The organism is Stenotrophomonas sp. STEN087, assembly GCF_056759115.1.
This window is the reverse complement of record NZ_JBRRCR010000048.1, coordinates 19,187-30,547: the sequence shown is the minus strand read 5'-3', so window position 1 is coordinate 30,547 and position 11,361 is coordinate 19,187. Positions and strand designations below refer to the sequence as shown.

The 11,361-nt window shown below is 69.8% G+C and carries 10 protein-coding genes; 4 read left to right on the top strand and 6 right to left on the bottom strand.

The genetic code is table 11. The features are described 5' to 3' along the window. Positions 1-96 precede the first annotated feature (96 nt). From rsfS to leuS, 5 genes are all read right to left on the bottom strand, one after another. Positions 97-510 (bottom strand): ribosome silencing factor, encoded by a 414-nt coding sequence (gene rsfS, locus ACVOK1_RS13405; protein ID WP_108769533.1) that lies wholly within the window; start codon positions 508-510, stop codon positions 97-99. Between the two features lie 70 nt (positions 511-580). Next, the gene (gene nadD / locus ACVOK1_RS13400) at positions 581-1,246 is read right to left on the bottom strand and encodes a nicotinate-nucleotide adenylyltransferase (RefSeq protein WP_200753290.1); all 666 of its coding nucleotides are present in this window, start codon (positions 1,244-1,246) and stop codon (positions 581-583) included. Between the two features lie 3 nt (positions 1,247-1,249). After that, positions 1,250-2,287 carry a DNA polymerase III subunit delta gene (gene holA, locus ACVOK1_RS13395; RefSeq protein WP_200753289.1) on the bottom strand — a complete coding sequence of 346 codons (1,038 nt, stop codon included), beginning with the start codon at positions 2,285-2,287 and terminating at the stop codon, positions 1,250-1,252. Between the two features lie 13 nt (positions 2,288-2,300). Continuing rightward, the gene (locus ACVOK1_RS13390) at positions 2,301-2,885 is read right to left on the bottom strand and encodes an LPS-assembly lipoprotein LptE (protein WP_200753288.1); all 585 of its coding nucleotides are present in this window, start codon (positions 2,883-2,885) and stop codon (positions 2,301-2,303) included. 133 nt (positions 2,886-3,018) lie between these two features. Next, entirely contained in the window at positions 3,019-5,661 is a 2,643-nt protein-coding gene (gene leuS, locus ACVOK1_RS13385) for a leucine--tRNA ligase (protein WP_164073572.1), read from the bottom strand. 356 nt (positions 5,662-6,017) lie between these two features. Here leuS and ACVOK1_RS13380 point away from each other — a divergent pair, with 356 nt between their 5' ends. Further along, positions 6,018-6,254 (top strand): hypothetical protein, encoded by a 237-nt coding sequence (locus tag ACVOK1_RS13380; RefSeq protein ID WP_481562350.1) that lies wholly within the window; start codon positions 6,018-6,020, stop codon positions 6,252-6,254. A gap of 42 nt (positions 6,255-6,296) precedes the next feature. On the opposite strand, the gene ACVOK1_RS13375 is transcribed toward ACVOK1_RS13380, so the two are convergent. Continuing rightward, positions 6,297-6,899, bottom strand: a complete 603-nt coding sequence (locus ACVOK1_RS13375; RefSeq protein WP_481562349.1) for a DUF998 domain-containing protein — start codon at positions 6,897-6,899, stop codon at positions 6,297-6,299. Positions 6,900-7,062: 163 nt separating this feature from the next. Between ACVOK1_RS13375 and trxA the strand changes: the two genes are divergently transcribed. The 3 genes from trxA (at position 7,063) to ACVOK1_RS13360 (ending at position 11,353) form a co-directional block, all read left to right on the top strand. Next, a complete protein-coding gene (trxA, locus tag ACVOK1_RS13370; RefSeq protein WP_481562348.1) occupies positions 7,063-7,923 on the top strand; it encodes a thioredoxin in 861 nt (286 codons plus the stop codon). 107 nt (positions 7,924-8,030) lie between these two features. After that, positions 8,031-9,731 carry a FecR family protein gene (locus ACVOK1_RS13365; protein ID WP_481562347.1) on the top strand — a complete coding sequence of 567 codons (1,701 nt, stop codon included), beginning with the start codon at positions 8,031-8,033 and terminating at the stop codon, positions 9,729-9,731. Beyond that, a complete protein-coding gene (locus ACVOK1_RS13360) occupies positions 9,728-11,353 on the top strand; it encodes a CHASE2 domain-containing protein (protein WP_481562346.1) in 1,626 nt (541 codons plus the stop codon). The genes ACVOK1_RS13365 and ACVOK1_RS13360 overlap by 4 nt, the downstream gene beginning before the upstream one ends. Positions 11,354-11,361: the final 8 nt, after the last annotated feature.

Genomic DNA, 11,361 nt, shown 5'->3' with positions numbered 1-11,361 from the left:
TGTCGGGGTTTTTTTCTGTGTTGTTTAATATTCTCCTGACAAAACCTGCCTGGCGCTCCCGGCCGGGGCCTCGAAGGGGTACAGCAACGCCGTGGCTCAGGCCACTTCGTCGTCGTCGCTGGGCGGCGGCTGGTCGCCGACGGTCCACAGGCGCTCGAGGGCGTAGAACTCACGCACGCGCGGCAGCATGACGTGGACGATGATGTCGCCCAGGTCGACCAGCACCCACTCGGCTTCGCGCTCGCCTTCCACGCCCAGCGGCATCACGTCGATGTTCTTGGCGAAGCGCACGACTTCATCGGCGATCGACTTGACGTGGCGGGTCGAGGTGCCCGAAACGACGATCATGTAATCGGCAACGCTGGACCGGCCGCGCACGTCGATCTCGACCAGGTCCTTGGCCTTCAGGTCTTCGGTGGCTTGGCGGACGCTGGCCAGCAGTTGCGGCACGGAAGGCGGCGGGCTGGGCAGATCGACCTTGATGGTCTGGGGCTGGGTCTGGTTGCTCAAAGTGGATCGACTCGATAAACGTGGGGGCGATTATACGGGCATGGCGCGCTTGCGCCATTCACGCGGGCATTCAGGGTGTGCCGGGGTGGTACAGGCGCTGCCCGGCCACGTAGTCGGCCACCGCCGGCGGCAGCATCGCCCGCCAGGGTCCGGCCGCGCCGATCTGGGCGCGTACGGCACTGGCCGACTCGCCGCGCAGGGGCTGGTGCAGGCGCAGCACGCGCCCGGCCGGGCTGGCGAACAGCGACTGCTCGTTGTCGGCCCAGCGCCCTTCCAGGGCCTGGCCGAGCTCGCCGGCAACGGCGTCACGCAACGGGCTGCCCGGCCGCTCGGCCACGATGAAGTGGGCCAGGCCGAACAGCGCCTGCCATTCGTGCCAGGCCGGCAGGGCCAGCAGGCTGTCGGCACCGACCAGCCAGGCCAGCGGCCGGCTCGGGCCCAGCTCGGCGCGCAGCTCGCGCAGGGTGTCGACGGTGTAGGACGGCTGGCCAGGGTTGCGCGCCGCCCGGTCCAGCTCGCGCCGGTCGAGCAGCAGGCCCGGCTCGTCGCCGATGGCCAGCGACAGCATCCGGCAGCGCTGTTCGGCGGTCGCCCCCGGGGCGGCGCGGTGCGGCGGGTCGGCGGCCGGCAACATGCGCACGGCCACCTGCAGTTCGTCGCGTGCGGCGCGCGCGATGGCCAGATGGCCCAGGTGCACCGGATCGAAGGTGCCCCCGTAATAGATCCGCAGGCTCATCACTCAGGCGCGCGCGAGCAGGCGCACGGCACGGGCCTCGGACACCGCCACCAGCAGACGCTCCAGCGCCAGCCAGGCGTCACCGTCGGCCCGCCCCTTGGCGATGCGGTCGACCAGCCCCGCCTCGGCCACGAAGCGCTCCCAGCGCTTGCCTTCCGGGTGCCGCTGCAGCGCGCGCTTGTACGGCGCCTGCCGCGATTCCCAGATGCCGCGCGATTTCATTTCAGCGGCGAGGTTGCCGCCACGGGCCTGCACCCGCGCCAGGCCGGCACCGGCCAGCAGTTCGCGGATCACGATCGGCATCAGCGCGGCCACGGCCTCGCCTTCGCCACGCAGGCCGGCCAGCATGCGCAGCACCGCCTGCGGCTGGCCCGAGAAGGTCGCTTCGACCAGACGGAACACGTCGTAGCGGGCGGCGTCGGCCACCAGCGATTCCATGCGCTCTACGTCCAGCGGCTGGCCATCGGCCAGCAGGGCCAGCTTGTCGATTTCCTGCGCGGCGGCCAGCAGGTTGCCTTCCACGCGCTCGGCCAGGCGCTGCACCGCGGCACCGTCGGCACGCAGGCCCTTGCTGCGCAGGCGGCGCTCGATCCAGTCCGGCAGTTCGTGCGGCTTGATCGCCCAGGCCACCGACAGAACGCCGACGCGGTTGACCGCCTCGGCCCACTTGCCCTGGTGGGCCTTGCTCCATTCGTTGGCGGTGATCAGCAGCACCACGTCCGGCGCCGGGTCGGCGCAGAACCGGCTGATGACCTCGGCGCCGTCCTTGCCCGGCTTGCCGCTGGGCAGGCGCACTTCCACCAGGCGCCGCGCACTGAACAGGCTGGGCGCGTTGAAGCTGGCGTCGAGCTGGTTCCAGTCGAAGTCGCGGCCGTCGGCGTCGAACACCTCGCGTTCGTCGACACCGCTGGCACGGGCGCGTGCGCGCACCGCATCGGCGGCTTCAAGCACGCGCAGGGTTTCCGGGCCGGCGATCAGGTACACAGGCGCCAGCGCGGTGTCACCGCCCTGGCCGGCCAGCTGCTCCGGTCGCAGTTCCATCGTGGGCGGCAGCTCAGGGCTTGACCGGCGCCGGCGTCGTCGCCGGTTCGCCATCGGTGGTCACGGCCGGCTTCGGCGCGGACAGGCTGCCACCGCGTTCCAGCTCGGCACGCACCACGCTGTCGATGCGGCGGATGATCGAGGCGGACATTTCCCGGCGCAGTTCATCGGCCAGGATCTCGCGTTCGGTGGTGGTACCGGTGGCGTCGGTCGGCGGCGACACGTAGTCGCGCGACAGTTCGATCACCTGCTGCGGCACCAGCTCGCTGCCATCCTCGCGGCGGAAGATGAAGATGACCGCGTAGCGCAGGCTGTATTCCTGCGCACGGCCCTGTGCATCGATGGCGATGGGCAGGTCACCCCAGCGCTCGGACAGCACCTGCAGCTGTGCTGCCGGATCCTTGCTGTCCTCGTCGGCCAGCTTCGCACCGGATGCCAGCAGGCTGCGGTTCAACAGCTTGACCAGCTCGCTGTAGGGCGCGGTGGACACCACCTTCACCGGCGCGGTGTCGGTCGGCAGCATCAACTTGTTGCGCAGGTGGAAGCCACAGCCGGCAAGGCCGAGGGCAAGGACGAGGGCAAGCAGAATTCGGGTCATGGGAACAGTCTGGAGGAGCCGGGCGATCACGGCAACAGACAGCGTGCCCGACGACGCGTGAACGCAGGGCCATCGGCCGATGGCCGTGGCGACAACGCACCGGCCGCCTGGGCGGCGGCCGGTGCCGGGTACATCAGGCAGCGACGATGTTCACGATCTTGCCGGGGACGATGATGATCTTGCGCACCGTCAGGCCTTCCATGAACTTGGCGGTGTTCGGCTCGGCCAGGGCCAGTGCCTCCACCTGCTCGCGTGCGGCATCGGCGGCCACGTCGATCGTGCCACGCAGCTTGCCGTTGACCTGCACGGCCAGGGTCAGCGCATCACGCACCAGCGCGGCACTGTCGGCCTGCGGGAACGGCTGGTCTTCCAGCAGCGTCTGGCCGTGGCCCAGCACCTGCCACAGGGTGTGGCTGGCGTGCGGGGTGATCGGGTTCAGCAGCAGCACGACGGCCTGCAGCGCTTCCTGGCGCACCGCACGACCCTGCTCGCTGGCGTCCTCGAACCTGGCCAGTGCGTTCATCAGTTCCATCACCGCGGCAATGGCGGTGTTGAAGCTGTGGCGGCGGCCGTAGTCGTCGCCGACCTTGCCGATGGTCTCGTGGGTCTTGCGGCGCAGTGCCTTCTGGTTGGCATCCAGTGCGGCCACGTCCAGCGCCGGGGCGGCACCGTCGGCGGCGTGCTTGTGCACCTGGGCCCACAGGCGGCGCAGGAAGCGGGCCATACCGTCCACGCCGGCCTCGTTCCACTCCAGCGACTGTTCCGGCGGTGCGGCGAACATCGAGAACAGGCGCACGGTGTCGGCGCCGTACTTGCCGACCATCGCCTGCGGATCCACGCCGTTGTTCTTCGATTTGGACATCTTCTCGGTGCCACCGACCACCACCGGCTGGCCGTCGGCGATCAGGGTGGCGCCGGTGATGCGGCCGCGCTCGTCGCGCTGCACGTCCACGTCGGCCGGGTTGATCCAGTCCTTCGAGCCGTCCGGGTTCGGGCGGTAGTAGGTCTCGGCGATCACCATGCCCTGGCACAGCAGGTTGCGCGCCGGTTCGTTGCTGTCCACCATCCGCGCGTCACGCAGCAGCTTGTGGTAGAAGCGGAAATACATCAGGTGCAGGATCGCGTGCTCGATGCCACCGATGTACTGGTCCACCGGCAGCCAGTAGTTGCCGCGCTTGTCGACGGCATCACGGGCACCCGGCGAGGTGTAACGGGCGTAGTACCAGCTCGACTCCATGAAGGTGTCGAAGGTGTCGGTCTCGCGCTCGGCCGCGCCGCCGCAATCCGGGCAGGTGGTCTTGCGCCATTCCGGGTCGGTCTTGATCGGCGAACCGGTGCCCGAGAACGCCACGTCCTCCGGCAGCACCACCGGCAGCTGTTCTTCCGGCACCGGCACCGCACCGCACTTGGCGCAGTAGATCACCGGAATCGGGCAGCCCCAGTAACGCTGGCGGCTCACGCCCCAGTCGCGCAGGCGGTAGTTGACGCGACGCTGGCCCTGGGCCTTGCGCTCGAATCGTTCGGCCAGCGCTTCGAATGCGCCCTGGAAGTCCAGGCCGTCGAATTCGGCCGAGTTGACCAGTTCGGTCTGGCGGCTCTTGTCGCTGTACCAGTCCTGCCAGCGGGTGGCGTCCCAGGTGCGCTCATCGTCGTTGCGCGCATCCTTCAGGGCGATGACCTGCACGATCGGCAGGCCGTACTTGTTGGCCACCTCGTTGTCGCGCTGGTCGTGGCCGGGAACGGCCATCACCGCGCCGGTGCCGTAGCCCATCAGCACGAAGTTGGCGACCCACACCGGCACCTGCTCGCCGGTGACCGGATGCACGGCGCGCAGGCCGGTATCCATGCCGCGCTTTTCCTGGGTTTCCAGTTCGGCTTCGGACACGCCGCCCTGCTTCAGGTCGGCCAGCATCGCGGCCAGTTCCGGGTTGTTCTTCGCGGCGTGCAGCGCCAGCGGGTGCTCGGCGGCGATCGACACGAAGGTCACGCCCATCACCGTGTCCGGGCGGGTGGTGAACACGCGCAGCGGGTCCAGCGCGCTGCCATCGACATCGCGCACGTCGAACTGGATTTCCAGGCCTTCGGAACGGCCGATCCAGTTGCGCTGCATGGTCTTGACCGATTCCGGCCAGCCGTCCAGCTCATCCAGGCCGTCCAGCAGTTCCTGGGCGTAATCGGTGATGCGCAGGAACCACTGCGGGATCTCGCGCTTCTCGACCAGGGCGCCGGAGCGCCAGCCGCGGCCGTCGATGACCTGCTCGTTGGCCAGCACGGTCTGGTCGACCGGGTCCCAGTTCACCACCGCGTTGCGGCGGTAGGCCAGGCCCTTGCGCATCAGGCGGGTGAACATGCGCTGCTCGTGGACGTAATAGTCCGGGCGGCAGGTGGCGAACTCGCGCGACCAGTCGATGGCATAGCCCAGCGACTGCAGCTGGCTGCGCATGTGGTCGATGTTCTTGTAGGTCCACGCCGCCGGCGCGGTCTTGTTCTTGATCGCGGCGTTTTCCGCCGGCAGGCCGAACGCGTCCCAGCCCATCGGCTGCAGGACGTTGTGGCCGGTCATGCGCTTGTAGCGGCTGATCACGTCGCCGATCGTGTAGTTGCGCACATGACCCATGTGCAGCGCGCCGGACGGGTACGGAAGCATCGACAGGCAGTAGTACTTCGGCTTGTCCGAGGTCTCGTCGACCTCGAAGGCGCGGGTGGCATCCCAGAAGCTCTGGGCGGCGGATTCAACCTGCTGCGGGTCGTAAACGTTGGGTTCGGCGCTGGTCATGTAACACGCGGTTGCGGCGGCAAAGCGGTACAGCGTACCGCAGTGCGGCAAATGGCTCCAATCCGGGCCGATCCAGCGCGCGCGCGCTGTCGTCTTCAACCTGCACCGCCGTGGAGGGCCACGGCGCTGGCGAGGACGCTGCCGGAGCCGGACCAGAGCACTGTGACGCTGGCCGCAGATGCGATGTGAGGGCGTCCTCCCTTCAGCAGCAACGGGAAAAAACCTACCTCATTCAATCACTTCCCCTACCCGACCGGGGATCAAGAGGGAGCAGGGTTGGCCCGTAGCGTGCTCACCGGCTCCGGCACGCTGCTGGCGGTCAATGCCATTTCCCCGGGGCCACGGAGGAGAACACCATGAACAAGCTCTACGCATCCCTGCTCGGGCTCACCCTGTCGGCGGGGCTGACCAGTGCGGCCCAGGCCGCGCCATACCTGTGCGACTACCAGCTGACCAGCGGCCCCAATGAAGGGGCCATCGGCGTCTTCGAACCCGACGCCGAAGACCAGACCGATGCCGTCAATCAGGCCATGGCCTGGATCTATGCGACGTTCGGCCCGGTCGGCTTCTCGGTCAGCTGTCGCCCGCAGTAGCACGATCCGGACAGGCGGCCCCTGCCGCGGGCCGCCTGTCCGTCATCCGCCCCGTCGTGACAACGGCAGGGCCAGTGCCAGCCAGACCGCCCAGCAGGCGAAGGCCAGCCGTTGCGCCAGCGGCGCTGGCAGCACGCCCTGCAGGGCGAAGGCGGCCAGGCCAGCCAGCGCGCCGCAGGCCACGGCCAGCCCGGCCATGGCGCGCCCGTGCCCGGCGCGCAGGCGCGGGATGCCCAGCATCAGCGCACCGACCACGAATCCCAGCACCCAGACCATCCACGCGCTGGCGTGCAGCTGGCTGGCGCCGCCATGCAGGTCTTCAGGGTCCAGCGGCAGCAGGCCCATCGCGGCGAAGGCCAGGCCCGCCAGCAGCAGCATCTGGCTGCCGACCCGCGGCGCCCAGCCTGCCCCCACCGGCAGCTGACGGCGCAGGCGCTCGGCCACCACCACCGCAAGCGCGCCTGGCAACACCAGGCCCAGCACGTTGAAGGCCAGCGCGTGCGGCACGCCGTGGGCACCCAGCAGCGCCACCGGGTGCACGGCCTGGGAGTAGCCGCCCAGCGCCGCGCCGAAACCGACGACCGCCAGCACGAAGCACGCGGCGGCCAGCAGCCCCAACCAACGATCAAGCCAGAGCACGGACATCGCGCGGATCCACCTGTAATGAAAGACCGCTGCATTGTCGCGGCAGGCGCGGCAACCGCCAAGCCACGACGTATCTGCCGGTGCCCGGTGTGAGGACAGGGTTGAGACCGACACGGATCGACACCATAGAATCGGTCTCCAGTTGCCAGGCGATACTTCCCCCATGACCGAGACGACGACCCACGTATTCGACGCCACCACCGCGACCTTCGAGGCCGAGGTGCTGCAGAAATCCCTGCAGACGCCGGTGCTGGTGGACTTCTGGGCCACCTGGTGCGGCCCGTGCAAGACCCTGGGCCCGATGCTGGAAAAGCTGGCGGCCGAGTACAACGGCGCGTTCGAGCTGGCCAAGGTCGATGTCGACGCCGAACAGCAGATCGCCGCCGCCTTCCAGATCCGTTCGGTGCCGACCGTGTTCCTGGTCAAGGGCGGCCAGCTGGTCGACGGCTTCCCCGGTGCCATCCCCGAAGGCCAGCTGCGTGAGTTCCTGGCCCAGCACGGCATCGTGCCGGCCGACATCGGCGACACCGTGGGCGAGGACGAAGCGCCGCTGGACCCGCAGGCACAGGTGGACGTGCTGCGTGCGCAGATCGCCGCCGAGCCGGACAAGGACGAACTGAAGCTGGACCTCGCCCTGGCCCTGCTGCAGGTGGGCGGCGTGGACGAGGCCGGCACCCTGATCGATGCCCTGCCCGCCAACCTGGCCACCGATGACCGCGCGGTGCGCGGCCGTGCCCGCCTGGCCTTCGCCACCGCGCTGAAGGACGCGCCCTCGGCCGAAGCCCTGGACGCGCGCATCGCCGCCGACGGCAAGGACCTGCAGGCCCGCCACCTGCGTGGCGTGCAGCTGCTGCTCGCTGGCGACGACGAAACCGCGCTGGAACAGTTCCTGGAGATGCTGAGGATCGACCGCAGCTTCGCCGAAGGCCTGCCGCGCAAGGTGCTGATCGATGCCTTCAACGTCATCACCGACGAGGACCTGGTTGGCCGCTACCGCCGGAAGATGGCCTCGCTGCTGTTCTGAATAAAGACGCGTTCCGTTCAGAAATCCTGCACTGACCGCGGGCAATAATGTGACCGGTAGCGTCCTTTTGGCCGCTACGATCCATTCGGGGGGATGAGGTCGGGGCCATGGGGTCTTGCAGCTGCGCCCCCGCTCAGCCGGGACAGCACTCCGTGACCGTTGGCCGTTCGTCGTCTTCCCTCGTCCGCCGCTTCGCCGCACTGCTGTGCGCCCTGCTCCTGCTGCCCGGCCTCGCCGCCGCACAGGACTGGAACTACCGGGTCCGCCCCGGCGATACCCTCTGGGACCTGGGCGGCCTGTACCTGAAGACGGACGTGCCGTGGCAGCAGCTGCAGCAGCACAACCGCATCGACAACCCCTACCGCCTGCCACCCGGCGGACTGCTGCGCTTCCCGGTCAGCTGGCTGCGGGTCGAACCGGCCCCGGCCCGCGTGCTGGCCGTGCGTGGCGGCGTGCAACTGGTGGCCGCCAATGGCAGCGCCACCCGCGCCCTGCTCGCCGGCGAGCTGCTGCACATCGGCGACACCGTGCAGACCGATGCCGATGCCAGCGTCACCCTCGAATTCGCTGATGCATCGCGCCTGCAGCTGCGCGAGCATTCGCGGCTGCGCCTGGACCAGCTGAGCCGTTACGGCCGCACCGGCATGGTCGATACCCGCATGCGCCTGCAACAGGGCCGGGCCAGCAACCGCGTCACCCCTGCCCGCGGTCCGGCGTCGCGTTACATCATCGATGTCCCTGCCGCCACCAGCAGCGTGCGCGGCACCGTGTTCCGGGTCAGTGCCGGCGACGGCACGCAGGTCGGCGCCACTGAAGTGCTGGAAGGCCGCGTGCAGGTCGGCAACCCGCATGGCCATCGTCTGGTACGCCCAGGCCAGGCCAGCCGCAGCGCCAGCGCCGATACCGCACCCGACGCCGCCTCCGCCCTGCTGCCCGCGCCACGGCTGCGCAGCGATGCCACCGCGCTGGCGCCACTGCCGGCACGCCTGGCCTGGGAGCCGGTGGCCACTGCCGACCACTACCGCGTTGAAGTCGTGCTGGCTGCCACGCCGGAGATCCTGCTGTTCGCGGCCACCACCAACGACACCTCGCTGGTCATCGACGACCTTCCGCCTGGCGCCCTGCGCCTGCTGCTGCGCGCGGTCGATGCGCAGGGCGTGGAAGGCCTGGATGCCAGCGCCGATTTCCTGCTCAGCGACCAGCCGCCACCGCCGCTGACCGTGTCGCCCCTGCACGGACAGACCGTCAACAGTGACCGGCCGCGCTTCCGCTGGACCCAGGCCCCGGGCGCGGCCAGCAGCGTGCTGCAGATCGCCGCCGAGCCTCGTTTCCTGCAGCCGCTGCAGCAGCAGGCCAGCGCCGGCACCGACCTGCGCCTGGCCACGCCGTTGCCGCCCGGCCAGTACTTCTGGCGCGTCGCCTCGCGCGATGGTCAGGGTCACCAGGGCCCGTTCGGCCAGGCACTGCCGCTGCAGCTCACCGACGAACCCGTCGACCCGGCCCTGCAGCCGCCCGAAGCTGCGCATGGCGAACTGACCCTGCGCTGGCAGGCCGGCAGCGAAGGCCAGCGCTACCGCGTGCAGGTCGACCGCCGCGGTGACTTCAAGGCACCACTGGTGGATGAAACGCTGGCGCAGCCGCAGGTCAGCTTGAAGCGACCGTTGCGCGGCACCCTGCACGTGCGCGTGCAGTACATCGACGACGACGGCCACGCCGGCCCGTTCTCACCGGCCCAGCAGGTCACGTTGCCGTGCCGGCTGTGCTACGGCGCTGGCGGCGGCGCCCTGCTGCTGTGGCTGTTGCTGTGAGGCGCTCGCCGCTGCCCTGGTCGCGGCGCATCCTGCTGGCCCTGCTGGCCGGCATCGCCACGGCCGTGGTCAGCCACGGGCAGTTCCTGTGGCGTCAGGATGAAGCGGCGTACGACCTGCTGGTGGGCGACTGGGAGTACCGGCCCGACCCCAGCGTGCTGATCGTCGCCATTGATGAAGACAGCCTGCAGCGCATCGGCCAGTGGCCGTGGCCACGCTCGGTGCATGCACGGCTGCTGGACCGGCTGACCGATGCCGGCGCCGAACGGGTGGTGCTGGACCTGATGCTGTCCGAGCCGGACCGGCACGATGCGCGCCAGGATGCGGCGCTCGCCGCGGCCATCCGCCGCAATGGCCGGGTGGTACTGCCCGTGTTGGCGGCGCCGGCGGCGGGCGACCGCCTGGCCGAGGAGCTGCTGCCCATCCCGTTGATCGCGGCCAGCGCCGCGGCGATCGGCCACAGCGATGTCGAGGTCGATGGCGATGGCGTGGCGCGCGGCGTGTACCTGCGCGCCGGCATCGGCCAGGCGCACTGGCCGTCGCTGGGCATGGCCCTGGCCGGCATTCCGGCCAATCGCGTGCACGGCCTGGCCGACCCCGAGCCCGGGCTCGACTCGCCCTATCAGTGGCGTCGCGACGACTATGTGCGCGTGCGCTATGCCGGCCCACCCGAGCGCCTGCCGCAGGTTTCCTACGCCGATGTGCTCGATGGCCAGGTTGACGCGTCGCTGCTGCGCGGCCGGCGCATCGTGGTCGGCATGACCGCCAGCGGCATCGCACCGCGCCTGCTGACCCCGACCACCCGCGAGTACTGGATGAGCGGCAGCGAATACCAGGCCAACATCGCCTCGATGCTGCTGCAGGACAAGCAGATCAACGTGCTGCCACGCGCCGTGCAGGACCTGCTGTCCGGGTTGATGGCTGCACTGTGCGTGATGCTGCTGGGCCTGCGCCTGCCATGGCTGGCCGCGCTCTGCTCGCTGCCGCTGGCCCCCGTGCTGGCCTGGCTGCTGCTGCGCGTGGGCAACCTGTGGTGGGCACCGGCCAGCGCCCAGCTCGGCGTGCTGCTGATCCTGCTGGTGTGGGCCATCTGGCGCATCTCGGCCTGGCACCGCCAGGCCAACCGCGATGCGCTGACCGGGCTGGGCAACCGCCTGCGTTTCGAACAGGCCCTGCAGGAAGAATGCGATGCCGCGCGGCGCAGCGGCAAGCCGCTGAGCCTGGCCCTGATCGACGTGGACCATTTCAAGCATCACAACGACCGCCACGGCCACCAGGTGGGTGACGGCGTGCTGCGCGACGTAGCCCGGCTGATCGCCGCACATGCGCGCCGCCCGCGCGACATGGCCGCGCGCTATGGCGGCGACGAGTTCGCACTGGTGCTGCCGGACACGCCGGCCGACGGCGCGCGCCTGGTGGTGGAAGACCTGATCGCCAGCGTGCGCGCATTGCCGCCCCCGGGCGACGGCAGCGGCGCAGGCATCACCCTCACTATCGGCGTGTACACACGCGTGCCCGACGGCAGCCTGCACCCCCATCATTTTGTCGAAGGCGCCGATGCCGCGCTGTACCGCGCCAAGGACAATGGCCGCGACGGCTATGCGATGAGTGGCGACCCGTAGAGCACGCG

What these genes read in the sequence shown, in the direction of transcription:
- leuS (WP_164073572.1), bottom strand. Translation starts at nt 5,661, where the DNA reads ATGACCAGCGCCGAACCCAACGTTTACGACCCGCAGCAGGTTGAATCC.
- holA (WP_200753289.1), bottom strand. Translation starts at nt 2,287, where the DNA reads ATGGAACTGCGACCGGAGCAGCTGGCCGGCCAGGGCGGTGACACCGCG.
- ACVOK1_RS13390 (WP_200753288.1), bottom strand. Translation starts at nt 2,885, where the DNA reads ATGACCCGAATTCTGCTTGCCCTCGTCCTTGCCCTCGGCCTTGCCGGC.
- ACVOK1_RS13365 (WP_481562347.1), top strand. Translation starts at nt 8,031, where the DNA reads ATGGGGTCTTGCAGCTGCGCCCCCGCTCAGCCGGGACAGCACTCCGTG.
- nadD (WP_200753290.1), bottom strand. Translation starts at nt 1,246, where the DNA reads ATGAGCCTGCGGATCTATTACGGGGGCACCTTCGATCCGGTGCACCTG.
- trxA (WP_481562348.1), top strand. Translation starts at nt 7,063, where the DNA reads ATGACCGAGACGACGACCCACGTATTCGACGCCACCACCGCGACCTTC.
- ACVOK1_RS13375 (WP_481562349.1), bottom strand. Translation starts at nt 6,899, where the DNA reads ATGTCCGTGCTCTGGCTTGATCGTTGGTTGGGGCTGCTGGCCGCCGCG.
- ACVOK1_RS13380 (WP_481562350.1), top strand. Translation starts at nt 6,018, where the DNA reads ATGAACAAGCTCTACGCATCCCTGCTCGGGCTCACCCTGTCGGCGGGG.